Raw genomic sequence first — 26,446 nt, 5'->3', positions numbered from 1 at the left:
TGGCGTTATTGCTTGGGTATAGGTCTGATTATTATCAATATATTAAGCGGCTAAGGCTTGTTTAGCTGCTCGTCTTTTTTGGTTCCACCCTAATAGTAGAGTAAAGAAGATGGCAGGGAGGAATACCCACTCTTTCATGGGCCGGTCGCTGTCGACAATTATCGAACGAACTTCCCAATCAAAATCAATGCCTGCCGCTTCCGCGGGGCTACCAAATTCAACCATATCAATCAGCATGCGATTATTGGCTTTATTGATGATTAGCCCCATTGAAGCAATACGTTGTGCTGCATTGGTTGCTTGGTCATCAAAGGGCAGCATGACGGTTTTAGAAACGTAGTTCCCCGTTAAGGTTTCTCCTGCGACAATCATGGTAAGTGGTTGACCAACCGGGGTTTGTTCAACAAGTGATTCAAGTTGTGTTCCAGGATAAATGTGTTGTGCGGGATAAATCATATCCCACCAAAAACCGGGTCGGAAGAAGGTAAACGTTAGTAATAATAGTGCGACCACTTCCCACCATTTTGTTTTAGTAAACCACCAACGCTGTGTTGCCGCTGAAAATAGTAGCATCGCGATGATGGCGGAGGCGATGGTAAGAGCAAGATGCCACCAGGTATCAATCCCCATCAGTAATAGCTGGGTATTAAACACAAACATAAAGGGCAAAATCGCGGTACGGATATCATAAGCAAAGCCTTGAATACCTGTACGGATAGGATCGGATTGAGCGATGGCAGCAGCGGCAAAAGCGGCTAAGCCGACTGGAGGAGTATCATCCGCTAGAATACCAAAATAAAATACAAATAAATGGACTGCTATCAGTGGAATAATTAAGCCGTTTTGTGCGCCTAAAGTGACGATCACGGGGGCCATTAAGGTCGAAACTACAATATAGTTAGCCGTTGTTGGCAACCCCATTCCCAGTAAGAGGCTGATCACGGCAGTAAAGAGCAGCATTAAGATAATATTCCCGCCAGAGACAAACTCAACGAAGTCGGTCATGACTAAGCCTATTCCTGTTAAGGTGACCACGCCAACCACTGTTCCGGCAGCGGCGGTAGCGACACCAATACCAATCATATTTCTGGCACCGGAGACTAGGCTTTCAAGCAAATCATTTACCCCCACTTTGGCTTGAGTGGAAGCATCCCCCGCCTGATTAAACCAAGCCATCAAGGGACGCTGGGTCAGTAAAATGAAGATCATAAATATGGTCGCCCAAAATGCCGAAAGTCCTGGTGAAAATCGTTCAACGGTTAAGCACCAGACTAATACCACAATAGGGAGTAGATAGTGTAAGCCAGATTTAATGGTTGGGCCAACTTCAGGGATCTCTTGTATATTTTGATCGATGTTGGGTGCTTTTTCATGGTTAAACTTTGCCGCAACTCGCACTAAGAGAAGGTACGTAACCAGTAGAGCGGTTCCCACTATCGGTGTTGCAGCAGCACCAAATGCCTCTTTAGTCCAACCAATACCATAGTAAACAATGGCGCTTAATACACATAGGCCCAATATTGTACCGGTAAATGAGAGCAGGCTTTGTATTAATGTCGTGGTTTTACGTCGTGGAAGCCCCGTCATACCTGCTTTACAAGCTTCCAAATGCACAATATAGATCAGCGCAATATAGGAAATCAGCGCAGGGAGTAATGCTGCTCGAATAACTTCAACATAGGAAATACCAACATATTCCACCATTAAAAAAGCCGCAGCCCCCATGATCGGTGGTGTTAGCTGACCATTAGTTGATGCTGCAACTTCGACGGCTCCCGCTTTAGTGCCCGGAAAGCCAACTCGTTTCATTAATGGGATGGTAAAGGTGCCGGTGGTTACGACATTAGCAATGGAAGAGCCTGAAACTAAGCCGGATAAGCCGGAAGCGACAACGGCTGCTTTTGCTGGGCCACCGCGCATATGGCCAAGTAAAGAAAAAGCGACGTTGATAAAGTAAGCGCCCGCTCCGGCTCTATCAAGCATGGCTCCAAATAGCACAAATAAAAACACAAAAGAGGTAGATACGCCTAAAGCGACCCCAAAAACCCCTTCAGTGGTTAGCCATAAATGTGACATGGCTTTTTGTACGCTAGCTCCCTTATGAGCAATCACGTCTGGCATGTAAGGGCCTGCAAACGTGTAAAAGAGAAATAACCCGGCGACACACATTAGTGGAGGGCCTAATGCTCGGCGAGTGGCTTCTAGTAATAACAGCATACCTGTTACCGAGATTATAATATCCGGTGTAGTGGGGGCTCCAGATCGGCCAGCTAATGAGGCATAAAACAAGTAAATGTAGGCGGCTGAAAAACTACCTGCTAATGCGAGTAACCAATCGGTGAGAGGGATATGCTCTCTCGATGAATTTTTTAATGCGGGATAAGCCGTAAATGCAAGAAAGACGGCAAAGCTTAAATGGATGGAACGTGCCTGAGTATCGTTGAGAATGGCGAAGTCAAAGATAAAAGGCAGAGGTGAGGCATACCAAAGTTGGAAGAGTGACCAACAAAGGGGCACAAACCATAAAATACGGCCGGGCAATCCTTTAGGGTTTCTTGCTCCGGTATCTGCTTGTGCAACCATCTCTTGCACATCTTGTGACGGGATATTGGCCTGCGTCATGTACGTTATCCTTATTATTGATGGTCTTAATTGGGTAGACAAAAAATGTGGCTTTACTAACGGAGTGAAAGCCAAGGGTTTATCTGAGGGAAAAAGCCCGGAAGGTTCCGAGCTTTTTCTGCTCTCGCATGAGTGCTCATTGCGAGATGGGAATGGATGTTAAGCCATTATTTCAAAAGACCCACTTCTTTATAGTACTTGACTGCACCAGGATGAAGAGGGATTGAAAGTCCGGCTTTGACCATGTCTTCTTTTTTCAGTGTCGCAAAAGCAGGGTGAAGGCGAGTAAAGGTATCAAAATTTTCAAATACTGCTTTTGCGACGTTGTAAGCCACTTCATCGGACACGTCGGTACTGGTCACTAATGTTGCTGCAACCCCAAAACTGGTTACATCAGTATCGGTTCCGCGGTACATGCCAGCAGGTACTGTGCTATAGGCATAGTATGGGCGTTCTGCAACAATTTTGGTGATTTTGGGCCCCGTGGCTGGAACGAGTTTAGCATCACAAGAAGTAGTGGCTTCTTTGATTGAACCATTTGGGTGGCCAACCATGTAGATAAAGGCATCAATTTTGTTGTCACACAAGGCTTGTGAACGCTCAGAGCCTTTAAGTTCTGCCGCAAGCTTAAAGCTGTCGTTAGTCCATCCAAAAGCCTCCATGACGACTTGCATGGTTGCGCGGTCACCCGAGCCTGGGTTACCAATGTTGACGCGTTTACCTACCAGATCGTTGACATTTTGGATTCCTGAGTCAGTGCGAGCAATAATATTAAAAGGTTCGGTATGAAGAGAGAACATCGCCCGTAGATTTTTATTTGGCCCTTGTGCCTTAAATTGGCTGGTGCCGTTATACCCATGATATTGCCAATCGGATTGAACAATACCAAAATCTAACTCGCCACTTCGAATCGTATTGACGTTATAAATAGATCCACCCGTGGATTCAACAGAGCAACGAATATTATGCTGCTGACGATCTTTATTCACCAAGCGACAAATAGCGCCTCCAGTAGGGTAATAAACGCCTGTGACTGAGCCTGTACCTATGGTTATAAATTCCTGCGAATAGACCGTGCTTGACCCCATCACTACTGCGGCAATTGCCCCGATCTTAATGATTTTATTCAATACCATGAATGTCCCTTCCTTTTTGTTATTACCCGAACATTGAATAGAGAATGTCGGGGTGTTTCTTCAGTGAGAAACCGAAACTTTTTCAATCCATATACCGAAAAAGCGACTGAATAATAGCAAAAAATGGCAAAGTAATTATAGAATTGTAAAATAATATAGTGAGGCAAGTTAGTGAAAGAGTGGGGGGAACCTAGCTGATTAACTGGATAACTAATTGATGAATAAAGAGTTGGAAGATAAGTTATACGGCTTGATAACTTATCCGATATGTGAGGTGGATCACGTTGATTTGGTAATCAATCCACCTGTTTTCATCCTTATTTTATGCACTCATGGTATGAAATGCCATTAACCGGCATATTCAAAAAGTTCACAAACTGAGGTGAATAACTGCTTGGTTGTTATATTGAGAGTCGGGGTAATAAAGATGGTATCATCACCCGCAACGACACCTAATATACCTTCTGATTTGCCAAGCGAATCGAGTAATCTGGCGATAAGTTGTGCCGCTCCTGGGCCTGTATGAATCACAACTAAGGCATTATTGTGGTCGATATCTAGCACTAGCTCGCGTAAAGAGCTTGATACTGTCGGTACTCCCAGTTCTGCCGGAAGACAATAAACCATCTCCATTTTGGCATTACGAGTACGAACAGCCCCAAATTTGGTCAGCATGCGTGATACTTTTGATTGGTTAATATTATCAAAACCTTCATTTTTTAAGGCATCAACAATATCGCTTTGAGAGCCAAATCGCTCTTCTTTTAGTAGCGCTTTAAAAGTGCGAACTAAATTATCTTGTTTATCCATATGGCGCATTATTCTTCTTACTTTCGCTCAATCAACCATGAATGGGTATTTTCACATAGCCGATACTAGGGTGGCAAATTATGATACAAAACTGTCTAAAAGGTCACTGTAAAAATTTCCGATTTTGGTTTAGATAGAGGGTAAATTTTTGTTATTAAGTCATTATGACGTCATAATCGAACCTTAAGTTGTAGCACGGCTTCAGGGAGTTGCGCAAAGTCGCAAAGCTGAAGTTAATTGATTGTAATCAAGTTGTACTTGCTATAGCGTTTTAAATCTACCCTACTAAAACATTTATAAGAGATTAACTCTCAAGGAGAACCACGATGAAAGTTGCTGTTATTGGTGCCGCTGGCGGTATCGGTCAGGCCCTAGCTCTGTTATTGAAAAATCGTCTTCCTGCTGGTTCAGATCTTGCCCTTTATGATATCGCACCGGTAACGCCTGGTGTCGCAGCAGATTTGAGCCATATTCCAACCCCAGTTTCAATTAAAGGTTATGCGGGTGAGGATCCGACTCCTGCCCTTGATGGTGCTGATATAGTGCTTATCTCTGCTGGCGTCGCTCGTAAGCCGGGTATGGATCGAGCGGATCTCTTTAATGTGAACGCAGGCATTGTTAAATCGTTAGCTGAACGTATTGCCGTGGTTTGTCCAAATGCATGTGTTGGCATTATTACCAACCCAGTTAATACAACCGTTCCTATTGCTGCAGAAGTGTTGAAAAAAGCCGGTGTCTATAACAAAGCGAAGCTTTTTGGTGTAACAACCCTTGATGTTATCCGCTCTGAAACCTTCGTTGCTGAACTGAAAGATAAAGATCCAGGTCATGTGCGTGTACCGGTGATTGGCGGGCACTCTGGCGTGACTATCTTGCCGCTTCTTTCTCAAGTGGAAGGGGTTGAATTTACGGCTGAAGAAGTTGAAGCGCTTACAAAGCGTATCCAAAATGCAGGAACAGAAGTGGTCGAAGCGAAAGCGGGTGGCGGTTCAGCAACGCTGTCTATGGGACAAGCTGCTTGCCGTTTCGGTCTGTCTTTAGTGAAAGCACTGCAAGGCGAATCGGTCATTGAATATGCTTATGTTGAAGGGGATGGCAAACACGCTCCATTCTTTGCCCAACCGGTTAAACTTGGTAAAAATGGCGTAGAAGAAATCCTTAGCTATGGAGCGCTTAGCGAGTATGAGCAGGCCGCGCTGGATGGAATGCTGGAAACGCTAAATAAAGATATCGAAATTGGGGTCGATTTCGTTAAATAGACCAATATCCATCGTGAAAAAAAATGCCGCTGAGTTATCGCGGCATTTTTTTCATCTGATTTTATGAATTAACATAGTGATTATAAATTAACACAGTGAAAGGGCTATTTATTCCGTTTCACTGCCATATGAGCCAAAGCAATTAGTGCTTGTTTATAGTCACTTTCAGGGATGATTGCTAACTCAGCAATCGCTTTATCCGCTTCTTGTTGCGCTTTGGCAGTTGTATATTCTAGTGAGCCCGCTTGATGCATGGCGGCTAAAATAGCGTTTAGTTTGTCCATACCATTGGCTTTTTCAATCGCTTCACGGATCATCGCTGCTTGTTCTGGGCCGCTATGATGCATGGCATGTAGCAAGGGGAGCGTTGGTTTACCTTCAGCTAGATCGTCTCCGACGTTTTTACCCATCTCTTTGCCGTCGGCGGTGTAATCCATCACATCATCGATTAATTGAAAGGCTGTTCCTAGGTATCGGCCGTAGTTCTGTAGTGCTTGCTCAACTTCTGGTGAAGCAGCTGACAATACCGCACCAATCTGCGTTGCAGCTTCAAATAAGCGTGCGGTTTTTGAGTAGATCACCTGCATGTAACTTTCTTCAGTGGTATCAGGATCATTGCAATTCATTAACTGAAGTACTTCTCCTTCGGCGATCACATTAACCGAGTGGCTCATCAGTTTTAGGATCTTCATTGATCCTAATTCGGTCATCATCTGAAATGAGCGGGTATAAATAAAATCGCCGACTAAGACACTGGCAGCGTTTCCAAACATCGCATTGGCTGTCGCCTTGCCACGGCGCATATCCGACTCATCGACCACATCATCGTGCAATAATGTTGCGGTATGAATAAACTCAATAAAAGCGGCAGCGAGCGTGTGCCCTTGGCCTTGGTAACCTAATGCTTTGGCCGATAAAATGGCGAGCAGCGGACGCAGACGTTTTCCGCCTCCGCTGACAATATAAAAACCGAGTTGATTGATCAGAGAGACATCAGAATTGAGTTGAGCAAGTATCGTTTCATTCACTTTTGCCATGTCATCGGCAGTAAGCGCTTGGATAGCTTTAAAATCCATTATAAATCCGGCTGAAGTTAGAGCTTGTAAGGCATAATGTTCTTCGTTAATTGATCAATAATACACTAAAAAATATTGATTAATATATGGCTTAAAGGCATGATTGCGCCACTTTTGTTTGGCGATTAGCTTTTCGCCAATTTTTTTCAAATATGGCTTGTCATAGGAACGCCATTCACGTAGAATCTGCGCCCTATTGATGATTAGTTTAGCGCACACCCTTTTTGCTCAAATTACAAGCATAGGCTGTGCGGAAAGAGCGGAGTAAAATATGTACGCTGTTTTCCAATCTGGTGGTAAACAACACCGTGTAAGCGAAGGTCAAACTCTTCGTTTAGAGAAATTAGACGTTGAAACTGGTGCGACAGTTGAATTTGATAAAGTTCTTCTTGTTGCTAACGGTGAAGAAATTCAAGTTGGTGCTCCTCTTGTAGAGGGCGGTAAAGTGACTGCTGAAGTGGTACAACATGGTCGTGGCGATAAAATTAAAATCGTTAAGTTCCGTCGTCGTAAACACTCTCGTAAGCAACAAGGTCACCGTCAGTGGTTCACAGAAGTGAAAATCACTGGTATCAACGCTTAAGTTATTAGGAGAGTTTAACAATGGCACACAAAAAAGCTGGTGGTTCTACTCGTAACGGCCGCGATTCAGAAAGTAAACGTCTTGGTGTTAAGCGTTTTGGTGGTGAGTCTGTATTAGCAGGTAATATCATCATTCGCCAACGTGGTACTAAGTTCCACGCTGGTAATAACGTAGGTATCGGTAAAGATCATACTCTATTCGCTCTATCTGATGGTAAAGTGAAATTCGAGACTAAAGGTCCTAAGAACCGTAAATTCGTTAGCATCGAAGCTGAATAAGTTTAGTTTCTCGCTGAATGTAAAAGCCCTGCCATTTTGGTAGGGTTTTTTGTTTATAAATAGAGCAGATAACACGTCATCTATAAGTTAGGGTGACTTGTTATGTGTTCCTAGGCAGCAAGCGGGGGAGGTGTCCAGCTACCTTAAGCTTCTGCTAAAATAGAGATCATGGGTACCCAATGATAGTGCACGCAAGTAATGCGGAGTAAGAAATGAAATTCGTTGATGAATCGGTAATAAAAGTTCAGGCCGGCGATGGTGGTAACGGGGTTGTTAGTTTTTGGCGAGAAAAATTCGTTACTAAAGGCGGCCCGGATGGTGGTGATGGTGGTGATGGCGGTGATGTTTACATGCTTGCCGATGAAAACCTCAATACATTGATCGATTACCGTTTTCAGCGCTTCTATGAAGCAGAACGGGGTGAAAATGGCCGTGGGGGGAATTGTACGGGTAAACGAGGTAAAGATAAGATTTTACGCGTTCCGGTCGGTACTCGTGCGGTTGATATTCACACGAATGAAGTGATTGGCGAAGTGGCTGAACACGGTAAGAAAGTGATGATCGCCAAAGGTGGTTGGCATGGGTTGGGTAATACTCGCTTTAAATCTTCCGTTAACCGTGCACCACGGCAGAAAACCATGGGGACCAAAGGCGAAGTTCGCGAAATTCGCTTAGAGCTATTGCTGCTGGCTGATGTAGGTATGCTTGGCCTGCCAAATGCAGGTAAATCGACCTTTATTCGTGCGGTATCGGCTGCAAAACCTAAAGTGGCTGACTATCCATTTACCACTCTAATTCCAAGCTTAGGCGTGGTGAGTGTCGTGCCAGAAAAGAGCTTTGTAGTGGCCGATATCCCAGGCTTAATTGAAGGAGCGGCGGATGGCGCAGGTTTGGGGATTCGTTTCCTAAAACATCTAGAGCGTTGTCGTGTTTTGCTACATATGATCGATATTATGCCGATTGATCAAAGTGATCCCGTGCAAAATGCACTTACGATCTTGGACGAGCTTGAGCAATACAGTGAAAAGTTAGCCCAAAAACCTCGTTGGCTTGTGTTCAATAAAGTGGACTTGATGCCAGAGGAAGAGGCGAATGAGATTATCCAAAATGTACTCGATGCATTAGGTTGGGAAGATCAATATTTCAAAATTTCCGCGCTTAACCGCCAAGGCACTAAAGAGCTATGCATGAAATTGGCTGATTTCATGGCTACTCTTCCCCGTGAGCAGGAAGTGGCCTCTGCTGAGCAAAAAGTCGAGTTCATGTGGGATGATTACCACAAAGATGCCATGTCTGGTCAAGATGTTGTCACTGAAGATGATGATTGGGACGATTGGGATGACGAAGAAGATGACGGCCATGTTATCTATGTTCGAGAGTAATCAAAGCCATATGATTAGGCTGTACTGAATATCTATTATCGTTAGCCGCAATCTTGATTGCGGCTTTTTAATATTCTAAATCATGTTGTTGTGATGAAAATTATTGCAAAATACGACAGTTATTTCTCTCGATGGTTAGGAATGGAATCATGACATCTAAACAAAGGGCCGTTTCTCGATTAATTGCTCAGGCTGGACAAATGTTACATGCACATGGTGCGGAAAGTACCTTGATCGGTGATATTATGCGCCGGATGGGCTTTGCATTGGGCATGAATGAAGTTGAAATTTCATTGTCTGCTAGCTCGTTAGTGGTCACTACCGTTTATCAACAACATTGCATTACCACCGCTCGGCGCTGTGCTGACCGAGGGATTAATATGCGGGTGATTACTCAGATCCAACGTATTTGTATTTTGATGGAAAGAGGCTTACTCGATTATTCGATGGCCCAGCATAAGCTCAATCGTATAACTCCAGAGCGCTATAATCGTTGGTTGGTGGTGGTGATGATCGGGTTGTCTTGTTCAGCATTCAGTCGATTAGCGGGGGGAGATTGGATTGTTTTTGCTATGACCTTTCTCTCTTCGGCGATCGGGATGATCGTTCGTCAGGAAATTGGTCATCGTCAATTTAATCCGCTATTAAATTTTGCCGCGACCGCTTTCGTGACTTCTCTTATTTCTGCTCAAGCGGTGATGTATCAATTGGGAAATAAACCCACGTTAGTGATGGCGTCATCGGTGTTGATGCTCGTTCCTGGTTTTCCTCTGATTAATGCCGTTGCTGATATGTTGAAAGGTTATATTAATATGGGGATCGCTCGCTTTGTGATGGCGAGTTTATTAACTTTTGCCACCAGCTTAGGCATCATCGCAGCAATGAGTGTAACCGGAATTTGGGGGTGGTAAGTATGCCGACATGGTCACTTTTTTGGGGATTACTCAACGATATGTTGTTTGCTTCTATTCCCGCAGTTGGGTTTGCTCTGGTGTTTAATGTGCCTGTCCCCGCTTTAAAATATTGCGCATTAGGGGGGGCGATAGGGCATGGCTCTCGCTATCTAATGATGCATTTTGGCATTCCAATTGAATGGGCGACGTTTTTTTCTGCCACTCTGGTTGGGATGATTGGTGTACAGTGGTCTCGTCGTTTTTTAGCTCATCCCAAGGTGTTTACTGTGGCGGCCTTAATTCCGATGGTTCCTGGTGTTTTTGCTTATAAAGCCATGATTGCTATGGTGGAAATTAACCATTTAGGATTTACTCCTGAGTTGCTGGGCACCTTGATGGAAAACTTTTTAAAAGCCATGTTTATTATTGGTGGTTTAGCCGTTGGTCTTGCCGTTCCTGGGCTGTTATTTTACCGTCGTAAACCCATCGTATAATATCGAAAGTAGCGCTTAAACGAGAAGAGGATCTATTGATGATTATCAGCATGATTGCCGCGATGGCCAACGAGAGAGTGATAGGTAAAGATAATCAAATGCCGTGGCATTTACCCGCTGACTTTGTTTGGTTTAAGCGTTGTACGATGGGGAAACCGGTGATTATGGGGCGCAAAACTTATCAGTCGATAGGGCGTCCATTACCGGGACGGTTGAATATTGTGATTAGCCGCGATCCTCACTTGATGATTGAAGGTGTGGCGGTGGTTTGTTCACTGGAAGCCGCATTGGCGAAAGCGGGAGAGGTACCTGAAGTGATGATTATTGGCGGTGGAAGTCTCTATGCTGAGTGTCTACCCTATGCCAGTAAGCTGTATATTACCCACATTGATGCTCAGTTGGTCGGAGATACTCAGTTTCCCGATTGGGGGGATGATTGGCATGAGTGTTATCGTGAGCACTATGCTGCAGATGAGAAAAACGCCTATTCAATGGACTTTACCATTTTAGAACGGAAGTCTGTAGAACCTAGAACCTAGAACCTAGAACCTAGAACCTAGAACTTCTTGCCTAATGCTGGCTGCTGGAAGTACTGCTTATCTTCCCAACGCAACATGGTTAATGGGCCTCCCCATACGCAGCCAGTATCTAATCCGATCACCTGTTCATCTGCATAGCCTTCAAGCGCGGCCCAATGGCCGAATAGTACGGTCTTTTCCAGTTGGATGCGTTGTGGTAGGGCAAACCAAGGCATTAAATTTTCGGTGGGTACTTGTGCTGGAGGAAGTTTGCAGGCCATATCTAACCGTCCATCGCTAAAGCAAAAACGCATACGAGTGAAGGTGTTAATAATATAGCGATAACGTTCAATGCCTTGTAAGTTTGTATCCCAGAGATCGGGCGTATTAGCGTACATATTCGCTAATAACCATGGAAACTTCGGGCTGCGTAACAGCTGTTCGACTTCTTGAGCTGAGGCTCTTGCCGTAGCTAAATCCCATTGTGGGGAAATGCCCGCATGTGTTACGACAAATTCAGGGTGCTCTACTAATAAGGGAAGATGGCGTACCCAATCTAAAAGTTCATCGGCATCGTCAGCTTCAAAAATAGCCAGAGTTTTGTCTTTACTTTTAACAGGGTGAATCCCCTGTGCAACCGCCAATAAATGCAAGTCGTGATTACCTAGAACGGCTTTTGCTGAATCACCAAGCCCTTGGATAAAACGTAGTGTTTCTAATGAGTTCGGACCTCTAGCAACCAAGTCACCGGCTAACCATAAAGTATCCTGCTCGGGAGTAAAGTCGGCCAGTTTAAGCAGTTGGTGTAGTTCAGCTACGCATCCTTGTATATCACCGATAATATAGTTCGCCACAATCACTCCGTTAATTTAATACGTTAGGGACAGCCAAGCGGAATGGTTCAATTTCCGTGATAAAAGTATCGCCCACTTGGTCAAGAAATGTGTAATGTCCTTGCATGACACCAACCGGAGTTGCTAGCGCAGTACCACTGCTGTATGTGTATTCATCATTGGCGGCAATAACTGGTTGTTCACCGACGACACCTTCGCCTTCCACATGCATTTGTTTGCCATTGGAGTCCGTAATTAGCCAATGGCGATGAGTCAATTGCACCGTTTCATGACTGAGATTTCTAAGGGTAATTAAATATGCGAAGACATAACGGTGGTGGTGCGGTTCTGACTGCTCAGCGATGTATTTTGTTTGAACCTGAATCTTGATACAAGGTTGCGAAGTCTTCATAAGCGCTCCTTATTCTTCTATCCAAACGAAGAAAATAAGGATGGTGTGTTGACCATCCTTACCCTTTTAAGCTTGTTGAGCATCAAGCCAGTTAGCCATGGCAACGAATTGTGCCAACGTCAGGTTTTCAGGCCGCATGCTAGGATTGATATCCAATTTAGCAAAAGTATCATCATTCACGAGGCCTTTATAGCAATTACGCACAGTCTTACGTCGTTGGTTAAAGCCTTCTCGTACCACTCTATCTAGCCATTTTAGGCTGGTCGTTGGGTGTGGAAGTTGTTCATAAGGAACGAGCCTGACTACTGCTGACTCCACTTTTGGTGGTGGGACAAATGCGCTAGGCGGCACCTCTAATACGGGAACGACTTTGCAGTAATATTGTGCCATAACGGTTAATCGTCCGTAGGCTTTACTTCCCGGGCCCGCCGCTAAGCGATTGACTACCTCTTTTTGCAGCATGAAGTGCATATCTTGAATATCTTTGTGGTATTCAAACAAATGGAACATCAATGGCGTAGAAATGTTATAGGGTAAGTTGCCAAAAATTCGTAGCTTGTTGTTGGACTGAACCAATTGGCTGAAGTCGAAGCGCATGGCATCGCCTTCGTGAATCGTCAACTTGCTCGATAACTCAGGATGGTTGCGTAAACGCTCAGCGAGATCACGATCGAGCTCAATGACAGTAAATTTATCGACTTCACGACCCACGGGCTCAGTAATTGCCCCCAAACCTGGCCCAATCTCAACTAGGTTTTGTCCAGGCAGAGGATTGATCGCAGAAACAATACCATCGATGATATAAGGATCGTTTAAAAAGTTTTGACCAAAACGTTTACGCGCTTTGTGCCCTAAATGGACATCATTTCTCATAGTTTTCTCGAATTATTGCATTTTTATCAACAAGCGCTATTGCGTGAGCGAGAGCTGTTTTAAAACTACCCACCTCGGCTTTCCCACTTGCGGCAAGATCTAATGCTGTACCGTGGTCGACTGAGGTACGAATAAAAGGCAGGCCTAAAGTAATATTAACTGAACACCCAAAACCTTTATATTTTAACACAGGTAGCACTTGATCATGATACATGCCTAATACGGCATCAGCTTGCTGTAAATATTTGTCATTAAAGATAGTATCAGCAGGTAATGGCCCGATCAGATTGATACCTTCTTGCTGACGTAGTTTTTCCAAGGTTGGGGTGATGGTGTCGATCTCTTCATGACCAAGAACACCCTCTTCTCCCGCATGTGGATTGAGGCCGCAGACATAGATGGCTGGTTTTTCAATCGCAAACTTCTCTACTAAGTCCTTGTGGAGAATATGAATAATTTTTTCTAACCGCTCAGCAGTCACCGCTTTTGCTACATAAGCTAGTGGGATATGAGTCGTCACCAAAGCGACACGAAGCCCTTCTGTTGCTAGCATCATCACCACTAGGGGGGTATTAGATTGCTCAGCAAAAAACTCAGTGTGGCCACTAAATGCTACGCCTGACCGGTTAATTACCCCTTTATGCACAGGGCCGGTGACAATAGCATCAAATTCGTGATTCATACAGCCTAAAGCGGCTCTTTCTAATGTTTTTAAGACATAATGACCATTCGCGGTATTGAGCTGACCAGGAATAACCCTTTCGGCCACTGGAATATGTTCTACGACTAAAGAACCCGCTTGTTGAGGCTGAGGTGAGTCAGTTGGATCATAGTCAATTAGCTCGACAGCAATACCCAGAGCCTGAGCCCGCTGTATGAGCATGCTTTTATCCGCACAGACGACCACTTGATGAGGCCAACTCTCTTTAGACAGCTCAAGTACAAGATCAGGGCCTATGCCAGCTGGCTCTCCTGCCGTAACAATAATGCGCTTAATCGTCATCTTGATTATCCTCTAACACTTCGACAAAGGCGGCGGCTCTTAACTCTTGTAGCCAAGCGCTGGCTTCTTCATTGAATTTTCGGTTAAATAGAATACGATAAGCTCGATTTTTCAAGGCCGTATCGGTTCGATCGACATTACGGCGATCCAGTACTTCAACAATATGCCAGCCATGGACGGTCTTAAAGGGTTGACTAATACTTCCTACCGCGAGTGTTTCAATTTGGTGTTTAAACTCAGGAACATAGATATCAGGGGTTTGATAGCCTAATTCACCGTTTTGCGCTGCCGAGCCAGGATCTTGACTGTATTGTTGGGCTAATTCAGCAAAGCTTGCTTCTCCGGCCTGAATTCGGCGAATAAATTCCTCAAGTTGCTTCTGGGCACCTTCATCACTCAAGATAATGGTCGGTTTAATCAAAATATGTCGCGCATTAACTTCGGTTACTGCAACCGTTTCTAACCCTTTTACATCATCAATTTTCAGGATATGAAAACCGACACCACTGCGAAATGGGCCAATAATACTGCCTTTATTTTGCATTTTTATCTGGTCGGCAAAAATGGTTGGCATCTCTTCTTTACGCATCCATCCCCAATCTCCGCCTTGTAGCGCTTTAGGGCCTTTGGAGTAGGTGATCGCTAAAGTTTTGAAGTCTGAGCCGTTATTGAGTTGTTCGACCAGTTTTTTGGCTTGCTCTTCAACCTGTGATTTTTCTTGATCTTGATTGAAACGTAGTTGTATGTGGCTAATTTTATATTGAACGGCAGCGTTGGTTTCTTGGGCGAGTAATTCAGCCAATGTTTCCACTTCTGCGGGAATAATATTAATTCGGCGACGCACTAAAGCATTACGCGCTTCACTGGCGGCCATTTCTTTTCTCACTTGTTCGCGAAATTCAGCGTAGGTTAACCCTTCTTCGGCAAGGGAGGCGCGAAATTGTGTTGGGGTTTGCTGATTATTGTCAGCAATTTCAACGATGGCATCATTTAAGCGATTATCGTCAATACGTACCCCAATGCGTTGCGCTTCTTGTTGTTGTAGGGTATCTATAATCAGCTTTTCGATAACCTGTTCACGTAAGACATTTCCTGCTGGAAGTGTTTGTTGATTTTGTTTTGCGTTCGCTTTAACTGTTAGCAGCGCACTCTCAATCTCACTTTCTAAAATAACACCACTGTTGACGATGACGGCAACCCGATCTAATTCAACGGGCTGTGCCTGTACGGCGGTCGTACCAAGCAGCGTGATTAACGTGCATAATGCGGTGGTCCACAATTTCATTCCATGTCCTATCAAAATCGATGAGCCTAAAGCTAGGGTCTGTTGACCTTTCGCGGTTAAATTTTGTTCGAGATAAAAGCGTTTTAATCGCGGCGAGAGGTTTGTCGCCTAGTTATTCTAAGCAAAATACCTCTCAACAAGGAGTAAAACGCTTTTAGCCGAACCCTTCGGGCAGCATTTGTGGCTCCTTTCTACGGCGTTATCGGCTTCTCGAGTAGAGTCACTACATTTCAAAGCCTCTGCCTTGTATAAAGAAGCCACAAATTGCTGCAAAAATCAGCTCGAAAGGTCAACAACCCCTAGGTTCGTCATTAGTTATTTAAAAAGAAAGGGCGGCCATAGCCGAGCGAGTTATTTGACCCTTTGTTGCTTGCCATACCTTCACTCGATTGAACACTTGTGCCAAAGCCAATGATACCAATATTAAAGCTAAAGTTATTTTCATAGTCAGGTGTGGCATGTTCATCGGTAATAAAGTCACCTTGCCAACTTTTCAATTGATTACTATAAGCAAAGCCCATATACCAGCAGTCCGAGGTGTAGCGTAATCCGATTAGCCACTCGAGTGCTTCTCTCGTGGTTGTGTCGTAAAAATATTGCCCGTTCATTTGCCATTTTCGGGTTAATTGATAGCCACCGAGTAACCCAACTTGTGAAATACCATTTTTGGTGATTCGATTCACAGGAATCGTATCGCCAACCGTATTCTCGATATATTCTTTAGTGACATAACGGTAGTTGGTCTGTAGATAGCCATCCGTAAAACGGTATTCCAATGTACTGTTGGCTAATTGCATGGCGCTAGTATCAATATCATATTGCATGCCACCATGGTAGAAGAGGTAGTCGTTATAATTAAAATCCATTTCTACCGCCCAAGCGGAATAGCTGCTTTGTGATTCTTCTTCAGCTGGTGAAATTAGATTGCTGGCTTTTAGGCTTTTATCCAGATAGAAAATTTGCCCAAAGGCAATATTTAGCCGCTCTTTGTATTGATCATCAAAGAAACGAGTGGATGCTCCATAGCTTATTTGGTTCGCTGGCGCGATATAGTCAACACTGCTGTATTTACGGCTGCGGAACAAACCATAGTAATCGGTTTGCAGCAGGGTGGTGTCATACAGAGCGATTTTTCTCTGATCTTCTTTTGGAACATACAAATATTGAATTTGCGGCTCTAGTGTTTGGGTATAGTCATTAAATAACACGGTATCGCGCTCAAGAATAATTCCAGCATGAGTTCTGAACTCAGGAATGACTCGTGAAACCTCTTCCTCAAGATCTTGATAGTCACTGTTGTTGACTCCTTTTAAATCTTGTTTGTAATACGTGCCAAGTACCCGAGCTTCAGTTGTCCAGGTTCCCCATGTATTGCCGAGTGGAATGGTTATGCCCGGCTCGATATGAGCACGCGTTGCTGAGGGTTTTCCTGGGGCATCGGTGTCAAAACGAGAAATATGACTTTTTACATCCAAATTTAGGTAGCGTAATACTTCAGGCGCATAATAATTAAACGCAATTTGAGGCATTAAACGATAGGGTTGGTTATCGCCCGTCGTTAAGACTTGAAAATCTCTCGCGAGTAATGATGCATCCCATGTCGCACTTCGATAAGTAACTCGACCTTGTTGAATGAGCTGGCCATCTTCACGATGACCAACACCAGAGCTGAGATCTGAGAAATATTCAATATCACTTACCCGAGAGTAGTCGAGATCGAACTTCCATGCTTGTTGATAAATACCGCTATGTTTGTATTGGAAAGCCCAGCGATCGCCTTTTTCTGGGTAAAGGTTATCATCCGGTAAATACTCAGCTTTAATATCACCTTGTCCAAATGTGGTGAGATAACGAAATAGTGCATTCAATTGGGGGCCACGATTCTCCATATAGCGTACTGACGTTTCTAAGTCATAATCGGGCGCTAAGTTCCAATAAAAAGGAACATTGATCTCAAAGCCATCACGCGATCCGTATGAAAAACTCGGATAGAGGAAGCCGGTTTTTCGTGTGTCACCAATAGGAACGGTTAGGTAGGGTAAATAAAAAATAGGAATATTTTGCACTTCCAAGCGTGGATTATAAAAAGTCGCTCGCTCTTCATTTTGATCCACATCGATGCTCGATGCCCGCAGTCGCCAAGCATTATCGCCTTCAGGACACGAAGTAATCGAACCGTCATCAATTTCGTATATCGCTTTGCCTGTTTTGGCAATATAGGCAGCATGCCCTCTACCGGGCTGACATAAAAATTGATATTGGGTATTTTCCAATGTCATCTGATCGGTATTTAAATTATTGGTTGCACGATCAGAGGTCGCTTTGACTTGGCCATCACTAAATTTAACCTCACCTTCAGCAATCACAATATTGTCTTGCTGGTGTAAAGTTACGCTGTTGGCATGAATCTGCTTTTGCCCCTGAATCACCACGACGTTACCTGAATAGGTCGCTCGTTCACCATGAATTGCTTCTAGCTTATCCGCTTCGACATTGATAGGCTGTGCGCTCGGATTTTCCGATTCAGGTTGGTCAACTAAGCATTGATCGATAGTGAGCAGTTCCTGCACACTCTCATCCACCGTAGTGTCTGCTTGAGTTTGTGGCGCAAAGAGCGCGGCGCTAATGGAAGCGGCTAAAAATGTGCGGGAAAAACGTGACATCGAGTTGTACTATCCTGTTGAGCTTGTTTGATTCCGACTTTAGGAGTGATAAGTCAATAAAATGTTCCTTATCATAAAGGAATTTAACGCTCCCGGCACTATCAGACCACAGCACACCTAAAAAATTCATAGATTGAGAGCACATAAATGCATATTTTTGGCAAAATACTTGGCGCTTTCTTCGGCTTCCTGTTTGGAGGACCGTTTGGCGCAATCTTTGGCCTTTTTCTTGGCCATCAGTTTGATAAAGCTCGTCAGCGTAGCCAGAACCCATTTGGTGGTGGAAGCTTTAATACTTCAGGGCCCAGCCAATCGGAACGGCAAGAGGAGTTTTTTAAAGCTGCTTTTGCTGTTATGGGGCATGTCGCAAAAGCCAAAGGGCAGGTGACTCAACAAGAAATTCACCTTGCCAGTGTGATGATGGAGCGTATGAACTTGCATGGTGAACAGCGTCGCGCTGCACAAGAGGCGTTTCGTGAGGGGAAAAGTGCTGATTTCCCGCTGCAAGAAACCCTAGAGAATGTGCGATTTTTTACCGGGGGGCGTTTTGACTTATTACAATTCTTCCTTGAGCTTCAGATTTCAGCTGCCTTTGCTGATGGCTCATTACATCCTAGTGAGCGGCAGGTTCTGCACAAGGTTGCCCAAGGGCTTGGTTTTTCTTCGGATCAACTAGAGCGTCGTCTGCGTATGCAAGAAGCGGCTTTCCGTTTTCAATCTGGTGGTGGCTTTGGCGGTTTCGGTCGTGAACAAAACCATCATTCTGGCTCTCATCAATGGCAGCAAGCAACAAATCAAGATCGATTAGCTGATGCTTTTTCTGTTTTGGGTGTGAGTGAGGACGCGGATGCCAAAGAAATTAAGCGGGCTTATCGTAAGTTGATGAATGAACATCACCCTGACAAGTTGATGGCAAAAGGGTTACCGCCTGAAATGATGAATATGGCAAAAGAAAAATCACAAGAAATCCAACATGCTTATGATCTGATAAAAAAAGAGAAGGGGATCAAATAAGGTTTGATACTCTATTTTAGTGATAGGTTCAATTCTCGGTAGCCGGTGACCGAGAATTGATTATCGTCGATTTAGCTGAAAACAAAAAAAGCCCAGTCATTGACTGGGCTTTAAAATTTGGCTCCTCCTGCTGGGCTCGAACCAGCGACCTGCGGATTAACAGTCCGTCGCTCTACCAACTGAGCTAAGGAGGAATAAATTTTAATGGTGCCGACTACCGGAATCGAACTGGTGACCTACTGATTACAAGTCAGTTGCTCTACCTACTGAGCTAAGTCGGCTTAATTAAACAAGGTAGTTACCCTATTTAATAAGATTTGGCTCCTCCTGCTGGGCTCGAACCAGCGACCTGCGGATTAACAGTCCGTCGCTCTACCAACTGAGCTAAGGAGGAACAAACTTTTAGATAAATGGTGCCGGCTGCCGGAGTCGAACTGGCGACCTACTGATTACAAGTCAGTTGCTCTACCAACTGAGCTAAGCCGGCGCATATTTATCCTTTCATGATATCGGTATTGCACCCATATTCATTTGAATAATGGTGCCTCGAGGCGGAATCGAACCACCGACACGAGGATTTTCAATCCTCTGCTCTACCGACTGAGCTATCGAGGCAACGGAGTGTATTAAACGAGTTTTCCGATTCTTCGTCAACAGTAAAATGCAAAAAAAAACTCGTTTGGTGATTTTCTATACTCAGTGGGCTGTTTTTATCCATTTTTAATCGGAATCGTTAGGGAAACGGGCCACTAAAGATAAGCAGAATCAAGCAAGAGGCAGCAAAATTTACCCAGCAAATAGAGAAAAGTCACCTAACGAGGCTTTTCTTTTTATCAGAAAGCTTAGTTTCTCTAACGTCATTATTGATGTTGATTTATTGAGCAAGCAGGAAAGTACATCAAGGCGATGATGGAAGCGTTGAGCAACGAAGGAATAAGCGATTGAGCGGGCGTCATAAAGAATAAAAAAAACAAAAGCCCAGTCAGTGACTGGGCTTTGAATAGTGGCTCCTCCTGCTGGGCTCGAACCAGCGACCTGCGGATTAACAGTCCGTCGCTCTACCAACTGAGCTAAGGAGGAACAGCTTTAATATGGTGCCTCGAGGCGGAATCGAACCACCGACACGAGGATTTTCAATCCTCTGCTCTACCGACTGAGCTATCGAGGCAATAAATGGTGCCGACTACCGGAATCGAACTGGTGACCTACTGATTACAAGTCAGTTGCTCTACCTACTGAGCTAAGTCGGCGCACTTAATTTATTGCTTGTTGCTACTGAAAACAGCACCAACAATAAAATTTGTGGTGCCCGGAGGCGGAATCGAACCACCGACACGAGGATTTTCAATCCTCTGCTCTACCGACTGAGCTATCCGGGCAACGGAGCGCTATTAAACGGATTTTCCTCTGCCACGTCAACTGGTTTTTAGAAAAAAACTGAAAAACCGCTTCAAGCGTCGCTATTTTAGGCAATTTTGTGGTTTTTCTTATTTCTTATGAAAATCTTGTTTATAGCGAGTAACTTTTTCAAGGTAGCGTCTTGCTTCTGCATTGGGATGTTTTTTAGTTAATGCCCAATAAACTTGATTGGGTTGTAAACGATTTAAATCATTCATTGCTCGTTGTCGATCTCGATGGAATGTTCGGAGTACCCCGCCAGCGCCTCCGTTGTAAGCAGAAATCATGCTGTATTCAAGAGAAAGGGGATGACGAACATCTTTCAAATAACGATTTTTAAGGAGGTAGAAGTAGGCTGTGCCGGTATCAATATTATTTTCAGGGTTAAACAGATATTCTGGTGAAGGTTCTCCAGCACGATTTTTGACTAAATTAAATACGTCACGCCCTGCGGTTTTAGGTACAACCTGCATCAAACCATAGGCATTGGCCCAGCTGACCGCGTAAGGGTTAAAACTACTTTCGGTTTTAATGATCGCGTAGATCAAATCTTCTGGGATGTCGTATTTACGTGAAGCGCGACGAACAATATCGGCATATTGATAGCTGCGGATCTGCATTTGGTCTTCAACCATTGGAATTTCTACGTAATAGGATTTTTTAAAGTCGACTTGCTTGACTTTGAGATGATGCGCTATCAAGTAATCAGCAAAGCGGTTTGCGCGCCAGCGCCATTGGATCGGTTTTTTATCTTGATCGAGCACTTGTTGGTATAAAAAAGGCTGGCCCTTTAATTCAATATTTTTGGAAGAAAAAAGATCGACACTGGCTGGATCGTCGGGTGTTAGTAGTGTGGTGATGATCGCTTGTTTTAAATGTTCTTTTGGATCAGTCGGTGAGATGGTTTCGACTAAAATTTTACCGTCACTAAAATTCACTTCGGTACGACTGAGGTAGTTATCTATGTATTTAACATAGTTGCTTTTTCCCGCAATCTTGATTGCGTTGTGTCCCCAACGTTTTTCGATATTACCAGAAAAGGAATGAATCAGTGCATCCAGTGCTGCGGTGTCTTTTTCAAATTGACCGGGTAATTGGGCAAGATTTTTCGCAAATCGATTGGTTGGTTCATAATTAATATCATAAATACGTTCGATAAACTCTCGGCTACAACCGACCAATACCAATACCAATAGCGTGGCCAGACAATAAAGACACTTTTTCATGCATTTCTCAGGTAAATATAGCGAGGAAATTAGGGCGATAGCCCAAATTTCCAACGGTGATCAATGAAGATTATGCTTCGCTTGGTGGGGTATAGCCTTCGATATGGACTTCTTTTCCTTCAAAGAGAAAGTTGACCATCTCTTGCTCAAGCAGTTTGCGATGTTCAGCATCCATCATATTTAATTTTTTTTCGTTGATGAGCATGGTTTGTTTGGTTTGCCATTGGGCCCAAGCTTCTTTAGAGATGTTATCGAAGATGCGTTTGCCCAATTCTCCTGGATAAAGCTGAAAATCCAGACCGTCAGCTTCTTTTTGTAAACGAGCACAAAATACCGTGCGACTCATAATTATTTCCTCTTGATGAATTATGAATGAATTTCAAACGGCAGGCCGCTGATTAACTGCTTAACGGGGGCAGCTAAACCGACTTCTTCCGGACGAGTTAAGTTATACCAAAGACCTTTGTTTCCTTCCATGATGATGTTGGGTTTATCGGTCAATTCTAATAGAACAGGGGTGATATCCAAATGGTAATGACTAAAAGTGTGTCGAAAGGCAATTAAGGTTTTTTGATGCTGGATTTGAGTATTGCTGATTCCACGCATTGCTAGAGTGTGTTTTATATCCATATCACTGTGTTGTGGAAAGCAAAATAATCCGCCCCAAATCCCGATTTGTGGGCGTTGTTCAAGCCATACATCCCCTTGATGATAAAGTATAATGAAGCAAGTTTGTTTGGTCGGTTTGTCCGTTTTTGGTTTTTTCGCTGGGTAATCTAATGGGTTACCTTGTTGTTTGGCGATACAGAATGACGCGACAGGACATAGTGTGCACTTAGGTTTGCTGCGAGTACAAATCATTGCCCCCATATCCATCATTGCTTGGTTATATTTATCAACATCCGTAGTTGGTGTATGTTGCTCTGCGTATTGCCATAGCTGATTTTCTACGTTTTTTTTACCTGGCCAGCCTTCAACAGCAAAGCAACGAGCTAAGGTTCGTTTTACATTACCATCTAAAATCGCGTGGGGTTTGTTAAAGACAGAGGAAAGTACCGCTGCTGCGGTGGAACGACCCACTCCCGGTAACGCATTCATCTGTTCAAGTTGGGTTGGGAAATGTCCATTATATTCTTCCACCACGATTTTAGCGGTTTTGTGCAGATTACGAGCTCTAGCGTAATAACCAAGCCCTGTCCAATAATGAAGCACTTCATCTTGTTCAGCCCGTGCCAATTCTTCTACGCTGGGGAAGCGAGTGATAAACTTTTGATAATAAGGAATTACGGTTGTTACTTGCGTCTGTTGAAGCATGATTTCCGATATCCAGACACTATAAGCGCTTTTGTTCTGTTGCCAGGGAAGGTCTTTACGACCGTAAGCGTTGTACCAAGTAATAATAGCCTTAGCAAATGGAGTCACAACTTACTCAATGATAATAAAATAATGGGACAAAATTGCACCATAGAATGGCATCAAAGTACAACCGATAAATTATAGGGTTATCAATTTGGCGATTAAGGATAGTGATTACTCCCCTCTTATTTTTATGAACCATGGTTATTCACGAACCATAGTTATTCACGAACCATGGCTATTCAGGAACCATGGTTATTCACGAGTGAAGAATAACACTTGCACGACACGCAATTCTTTGGATAATCACACTCCCTTTCAGTCAAGATTAAAAAATAGACAGGCAATATCAATGAGTGAAGTCACCACGAACGAACGGAATGAAGACGGTAAAGTAATGCGTAGAATTCGCAGTTTTGTCCGTCGTGAAGGTCGGTTAACCAAAGGTCAAGAAGCCGCAATGAAAGCGTGTTGGCCAACCATGGGTATTGATTATCAGGATCAGCGGCTCGATTGGGTTGAGGTTTTTGGTAATGATCATCCTGTTGTATTGGAAATCGGTTTTGGGATGGGCGCTTCTTTGGTTGAAATGGCCAAAAATGCGCCAGAGAAAAACTTTATTGGTATTGAAGTACATAGCCCAGGTGTAGGGGCTTGTTTAGCGTCGGCTCGTGATGCCGGTGTAACTAATCTCCGTGTCATGTGTCATGATGCAGTAGAAGTTTTTGCTCATATGATTCCAGATAACAGTTTGGCGACCTTGCAGCTATTTTTCCCTGACCCTTGGCATAAAAAACGCCACCATAAACGTCGTATTGTTCAACTGGAATTTGCCGAGATGGTTCGTCAGAAATTATTGGTTGGTCAAGGCGTTTTCCATATGGCAACCGATTGGGAAAACTACGCAGAGCACATGATTGAAGTGATGAATCAGGCTCCCGGTTTTATTAACCTTGCTGAGAATGGTGATTATATCCCTCGTCCGGAAAGTCGTCCTTTAACCAAGTTTGAACAGCGTGGCCATCGATTGGGGCATGGCGTTTGGGACATTCAATACCAACGCATCAGTTAAGGCTGGACAAACTAGCAAGGTGCGAAAGATACTAGTTTCAGCACACAAGAACAGTAAAGCCAACATTGTGCTCATCATGGTGTTGGCTTTTTTAATCGCTCGATTCGACAATAATAATCAGTAAAGCTCAGATCATGAAACCGACAAAAGATATTTTGACGCATATTCTGGATGAAGTTCGTCCATTAATTGGTCAAGGAAAGGTGGCCAGTTATATACCTGCCCTAGCGCGGGTTGCGAGCCATAAATTAGCCATTGCGGTTTATACCAACCGAGGTGAAGTGATAAGCGCCGGGGATGCCGATGAAGGTTTTTCAATTCAATCGATTTCTAAAGTGTTGAGTCTCACCTTAGCGATGGGGCTTTATAAACCAGAAGAACTTTGGCTTCGCGTTGGTAAAGAGCCCTCAGGGCAAGCATTTAACTCTTTAATTCAGCTCGAAATGGAGCAGGGCATTCCGCGTAATCCTTTTATCAATGCCGGCGCGATTGTGATTGCAGATATGCTGCATAGTCGCTTATCGGCTCCTCGGCAACGGTTACTCGAATTTGTACGCCAACTCAGTGGTGAGCCACAAATTGTGTATGACAAAGTGGTGGCTGCATCAGAAATGCAACACAGCGATCGTAATGCGGCGATTGCCTACTTAATGCGTTCATTTGGTAATTTTGACAATGATGTTATTCCCGTACTGAACAATTATTTTCACGCTTGTGCGCTGAAAATGAGTTGTATTGAACTGGCGAAAACGTTTAGTTATTTAGCGAATAAGGGCGTTTCTGTACAAACAGGGCAGCGTGTGATCAGCGCTACGCAAAGTAAACAATTAAATGCATTACTGGCGACCTGTGGTCTTTATGATGAGGCGGGAGAATTTGCTTATCGAGTCGGCATGCCTGGCAAATCAGGCGTTGGTGGTGGAATTATTGCGATAGTCCCGGGAGAAATGACTATTGCGGTTTGGTCACCTGAACTTAATTCATCGGGGAACTCACTGGCAGGCACTAAAGCGTTGGAATTATTGTCTGAGCGGATAGGGCGATCAATTTTCTAAGATCCTCACCAATAGTGAGGATCGAATGAACGTTAATCATCGGTCATGAAGGCGGCGAGTAGATCGTTGAGGAAAAGTTTTCCTCGTTCAGTGATTTGCCAATCCAACGGGTTATCCTGCACATAGCCCATCTCGACCGCCCAGTGCATGGGTTTTGCAATTGCATCCAGAGCTAGCCCTGTACTATCAATAAAGGCTTGTTTTGGGCAGGCTTCAAGCAGACGAAAGCGATTCATAAAAAACTCAAAGGGTCTATCAACCATTTCAACCTCATGTTCGCTATCTAAATACGGTTTTACCATGTTTTGATAAGCGGCTAAATACCCTCGTGGGTGTTTAATTTTGGTGGTACGAATGATTCGTCCGTCGGCAAAGCTCACTTTGCCATGAGCACCGCAACCAATCCCTAAGTAATCACCAAACCGCCAGTAATTGAGGTTGTGTTGGCATTGATAATCTGGCTTGCTGTAGCCAGAGATTTCATACTGCACATAGCCGGCTTGGGTTAATTTTTGATGGCCAAGTTCAAAAATATCCCACAGTGCATCATCATCAGGTAGCACGGGAGGCTGATAATGAAAAACGGTATTTGGCTCAATGGTGAGTTGATACCAAGAAAGGTGTGGCGGATCGAGTGCGATGGCTTGATCGAGATCCGCTAGCGCTTGTGCTACGGTTTGATCCGGCAAACCATGCATCAAATCCAGATTAAAACTGGTTAAGCCAATCTTGTGTGCCAACTGAGCAGCGTTGATCGCTTCCTGCTTGCCATGAATTCGTCCAAGCCGCTTCAGCTTTTCTTCGGCAAAACTTTGTACACCAATGGAGATCCGAGTCACTCCCGCTTTCTTATACCCCGCAAAACGCTCGGCTTCTACCGTTCCCGGGTTGGCTTCCATGGTGATTTCAATGTCAGGTTGAAAGGGTAGGCGTTGCGCTATTCCTTTCAGCAATTGCCCAATTCCTTGTGCTGAAATTAAGCTGGGTGTGCCACCACCAATGAAAATGGAGTGTAGGAGACGTGGCGCATCATTAAGGCGATATTTTTCAATGTCAGTATCAAGATCTTCCAATAACGCTTGTAGATATTCCTGTTCAGGAATCTCTGCTTTTAAGGCATGAGAGTTAAAATCACAATAAGGGCATTTTTGGACGCACCAAGGAATGTGGACATAGAGGCTAAGAGCGGGAGGAGTAAGCATTAT

General features: G+C 44.1%; 24 protein-coding genes and 9 tRNA genes. 10 read left to right on the top strand and 23 right to left on the bottom strand.

Annotated features, from left to right (window positions below):
• Nucleotides 1-42 precede the first annotated feature (42 nt).
• The 3 genes from FKN05_RS07835 to argR all read right to left on the bottom strand — a co-directional run bounded on the left by FKN05_RS07835 (nt 43) and on the right by argR (nt 4,577).
• Nucleotides 43-2,622: a TRAP transporter permease gene (locus FKN05_RS07835; RefSeq protein ID WP_170887194.1), complete on the bottom strand. Its 2,580-nt coding sequence runs from the start codon at nt 2,620-2,622 to the stop codon at nt 43-45.
• Nucleotides 2,623-2,789: 167 nt separating this feature from the next.
• Entirely contained in the window at nt 2,790-3,758 is a 969-nt protein-coding gene (locus tag FKN05_RS07830; protein ID WP_099611705.1) for a TAXI family TRAP transporter solute-binding subunit, read from the bottom strand.
• 348 nt (nt 3,759-4,106) lie between these two features.
• On the bottom strand, nt 4,107-4,577 hold the full coding sequence (argR, locus tag FKN05_RS07825) for a transcriptional regulator ArgR (RefSeq protein WP_099611706.1): 471 nt from the start codon (nt 4,575-4,577) through the stop codon (nt 4,107-4,109).
• A gap of 317 nt (nt 4,578-4,894) precedes the next feature.
• On the opposite strand from argR, the gene mdh reads away from it, so the two are divergent.
• Complete coding sequence (gene mdh / locus FKN05_RS07820; protein ID WP_099611707.1) at nt 4,895-5,827, top strand: malate dehydrogenase; 933 nt, start codon at nt 4,895-4,897, stop codon at nt 5,825-5,827.
• Between the two features lie 104 nt (nt 5,828-5,931).
• On the opposite strand, the gene ispB is transcribed toward mdh, so the two are convergent.
• Nucleotides 5,932-6,903, bottom strand: a complete 972-nt coding sequence (gene ispB, locus FKN05_RS07815) for an octaprenyl diphosphate synthase (RefSeq protein ID WP_099611708.1) — start codon at nt 6,901-6,903, stop codon at nt 5,932-5,934.
• Nucleotides 6,904-7,174: 271 nt separating this feature from the next.
• Here ispB and rplU point away from each other — a divergent pair, with 271 nt between their 5' ends.
• The 6 genes from rplU to folA all read left to right on the top strand — a co-directional run bounded on the left by rplU (nt 7,175) and on the right by folA (nt 11,072).
• Nucleotides 7,175-7,486, top strand: a complete 312-nt coding sequence (rplU, locus tag FKN05_RS07810) for a 50S ribosomal protein L21 (protein ID WP_078926510.1) — start codon at nt 7,175-7,177, stop codon at nt 7,484-7,486.
• 20 nt (nt 7,487-7,506) lie between these two features.
• Nucleotides 7,507-7,764, top strand: a complete 258-nt coding sequence (gene rpmA, locus FKN05_RS07805; protein WP_078926511.1) for a 50S ribosomal protein L27 — start codon at nt 7,507-7,509, stop codon at nt 7,762-7,764.
• A 212-nt stretch (nt 7,765-7,976) separates the two neighbouring features.
• On the top strand, nt 7,977-9,146 hold the full coding sequence (gene cgtA / locus FKN05_RS07800; protein ID WP_099611709.1) for an Obg family GTPase CgtA: 1,170 nt from the start codon (nt 7,977-7,979) through the stop codon (nt 9,144-9,146).
• Nucleotides 9,147-9,295: 149 nt separating this feature from the next.
• Nucleotides 9,296-10,057, top strand: a complete 762-nt coding sequence (locus FKN05_RS07795; protein ID WP_099611710.1) for a threonine/serine exporter family protein — start codon at nt 9,296-9,298, stop codon at nt 10,055-10,057.
• A gap of 2 nt (nt 10,058-10,059) precedes the next feature.
• Nucleotides 10,060-10,533 carry a threonine/serine exporter family protein gene (locus tag FKN05_RS07790; RefSeq protein ID WP_170887193.1) on the top strand — a complete coding sequence of 158 codons (474 nt, stop codon included), beginning with the start codon at nt 10,060-10,062 and terminating at the stop codon, nt 10,531-10,533.
• Nucleotides 10,534-10,571: 38 nt separating this feature from the next.
• Nucleotides 10,572-11,072, top strand: a complete 501-nt coding sequence (folA, locus tag FKN05_RS07785) for a type 3 dihydrofolate reductase (RefSeq protein WP_170887192.1) — start codon at nt 10,572-10,574, stop codon at nt 11,070-11,072.
• Between the two features lie 17 nt (nt 11,073-11,089).
• Here the strand turns inward: folA and apaH are convergent, their stop codons facing one another.
• The 6 genes from apaH to lptD form a co-directional block, all read right to left on the bottom strand.
• Nucleotides 11,090-11,905, bottom strand: coding sequence for a bis(5'-nucleosyl)-tetraphosphatase (symmetrical) ApaH (gene apaH, locus FKN05_RS07780; protein ID WP_161427218.1), 816 nt, complete (start codon nt 11,903-11,905; stop codon nt 11,090-11,092).
• A 10-nt stretch (nt 11,906-11,915) separates the two neighbouring features.
• Nucleotides 11,916-12,296, bottom strand: coding sequence for a Co2+/Mg2+ efflux facilitator ApaG/CorD (gene apaG / locus FKN05_RS07775; protein WP_161427217.1), 381 nt, complete (start codon nt 12,294-12,296; stop codon nt 11,916-11,918).
• Nucleotides 12,297-12,362: 66 nt separating this feature from the next.
• Complete coding sequence (gene rsmA / locus FKN05_RS07770) at nt 12,363-13,169, bottom strand: 16S rRNA (adenine(1518)-N(6)/adenine(1519)-N(6))-dimethyltransferase RsmA (protein ID WP_099611715.1); 807 nt, start codon at nt 13,167-13,169, stop codon at nt 12,363-12,365.
• Nucleotides 13,159-14,172 (bottom strand): 4-hydroxythreonine-4-phosphate dehydrogenase PdxA, encoded by a 1,014-nt coding sequence (gene pdxA, locus FKN05_RS07765; RefSeq protein WP_099611716.1) that lies wholly within the window; start codon nt 14,170-14,172, stop codon nt 13,159-13,161. Before pdxA ends, rsmA begins: the two co-directional genes overlap by 11 nt.
• The gene (surA, locus tag FKN05_RS07760; protein ID WP_099611717.1) at nt 14,162-15,457 is read right to left on the bottom strand and encodes a peptidylprolyl isomerase SurA; all 1,296 of its coding nucleotides are present in this window, start codon (nt 15,455-15,457) and stop codon (nt 14,162-14,164) included. The genes pdxA and surA overlap by 11 nt, the downstream gene beginning before the upstream one ends.
• A gap of 311 nt (nt 15,458-15,768) precedes the next feature.
• Nucleotides 15,769-18,120: an LPS assembly protein LptD gene (lptD, locus tag FKN05_RS07755; protein WP_099611718.1), complete on the bottom strand. Its 2,352-nt coding sequence runs from the start codon at nt 18,118-18,120 to the stop codon at nt 15,769-15,771.
• A 147-nt stretch (nt 18,121-18,267) separates the two neighbouring features.
• Here lptD and djlA point away from each other — a divergent pair, with 147 nt between their 5' ends.
• On the top strand, nt 18,268-19,134 hold the full coding sequence (djlA, locus tag FKN05_RS07750; RefSeq protein ID WP_099611719.1) for a co-chaperone DjlA: 867 nt from the start codon (nt 18,268-18,270) through the stop codon (nt 19,132-19,134).
• A 118-nt stretch (nt 19,135-19,252) separates the two neighbouring features.
• Here djlA and FKN05_RS07745 read toward each other — a convergent pair.
• The 12 genes from FKN05_RS07745 to mutY all read right to left on the bottom strand — a co-directional run bounded on the left by FKN05_RS07745 (nt 19,253) and on the right by mutY (nt 23,180).
• Nucleotides 19,253-19,328, bottom strand: a tRNA-Asn gene (locus FKN05_RS07745).
• A gap of 11 nt (nt 19,329-19,339) precedes the next feature.
• Nucleotides 19,340-19,415 (bottom strand) — tRNA-Thr (locus FKN05_RS07740).
• A 37-nt stretch (nt 19,416-19,452) separates the two neighbouring features.
• Nucleotides 19,453-19,528 (bottom strand) — tRNA-Asn (locus FKN05_RS07735).
• 17 nt (nt 19,529-19,545) lie between these two features.
• Nucleotides 19,546-19,621: transfer RNA gene (locus FKN05_RS07730), tRNA-Thr, on the bottom strand.
• Nucleotides 19,622-19,673: 52 nt separating this feature from the next.
• A tRNA-Phe gene (locus FKN05_RS07725) sits at nt 19,674-19,749 on the bottom strand.
• A 389-nt stretch (nt 19,750-20,138) separates the two neighbouring features.
• Nucleotides 20,139-20,214: transfer RNA gene (locus FKN05_RS07720), tRNA-Asn, on the bottom strand.
• Between the two features lie 12 nt (nt 20,215-20,226).
• Nucleotides 20,227-20,302: transfer RNA gene (locus FKN05_RS07715), tRNA-Phe, on the bottom strand.
• A 6-nt stretch (nt 20,303-20,308) separates the two neighbouring features.
• A tRNA-Thr gene (locus FKN05_RS07710) sits at nt 20,309-20,384 on the bottom strand.
• A 53-nt stretch (nt 20,385-20,437) separates the two neighbouring features.
• Nucleotides 20,438-20,513, bottom strand: a tRNA-Phe gene (locus tag FKN05_RS07705).
• 108 nt (nt 20,514-20,621) lie between these two features.
• Complete coding sequence (mltC, locus tag FKN05_RS07700; protein ID WP_170887191.1) at nt 20,622-21,758, bottom strand: membrane-bound lytic murein transglycosylase MltC; 1,137 nt, start codon at nt 21,756-21,758, stop codon at nt 20,622-20,624.
• A gap of 70 nt (nt 21,759-21,828) precedes the next feature.
• Entirely contained in the window at nt 21,829-22,104 is a 276-nt protein-coding gene (locus tag FKN05_RS07695) for an oxidative damage protection protein (protein WP_099611721.1), read from the bottom strand.
• 20 nt (nt 22,105-22,124) lie between these two features.
• Nucleotides 22,125-23,180, bottom strand: coding sequence for an A/G-specific adenine glycosylase (mutY, locus tag FKN05_RS07690; RefSeq protein ID WP_099611722.1), 1,056 nt, complete (start codon nt 23,178-23,180; stop codon nt 22,125-22,127).
• Between the two features lie 286 nt (nt 23,181-23,466).
• Here mutY and trmB point away from each other — a divergent pair, with 286 nt between their 5' ends.
• Nucleotides 23,467-24,186 (top strand): tRNA (guanosine(46)-N7)-methyltransferase TrmB, encoded by a 720-nt coding sequence (gene trmB / locus FKN05_RS07685; protein WP_161427759.1) that lies wholly within the window; start codon nt 23,467-23,469, stop codon nt 24,184-24,186.
• Nucleotides 24,187-24,320: 134 nt separating this feature from the next.
• Entirely contained in the window at nt 24,321-25,241 is a 921-nt protein-coding gene (gene glsB / locus FKN05_RS07680; protein WP_170887190.1) for a glutaminase B, read from the top strand.
• Between the two features lie 32 nt (nt 25,242-25,273).
• Here the strand turns inward: glsB and hemW are convergent, their stop codons facing one another.
• Nucleotides 25,274-26,443: a radical SAM family heme chaperone HemW gene (gene hemW, locus FKN05_RS07675; RefSeq protein ID WP_099611724.1), complete on the bottom strand. Its 1,170-nt coding sequence runs from the start codon at nt 26,441-26,443 to the stop codon at nt 25,274-25,276.
• Nucleotides 26,444-26,446 lie beyond the last annotated feature (3 nt).

It is taken from the genome of Vibrio sp. 1-1(7) (assembly GCF_013048485.1).
GTDB lineage: Bacteria > Pseudomonadota > Gammaproteobacteria > Enterobacterales > Vibrionaceae > Vibrio > Vibrio fujianensis.
The sequence above is the reverse complement of the archived record's forward strand: the minus strand, read 5'-3'. Positions and strand labels throughout refer to the sequence as shown.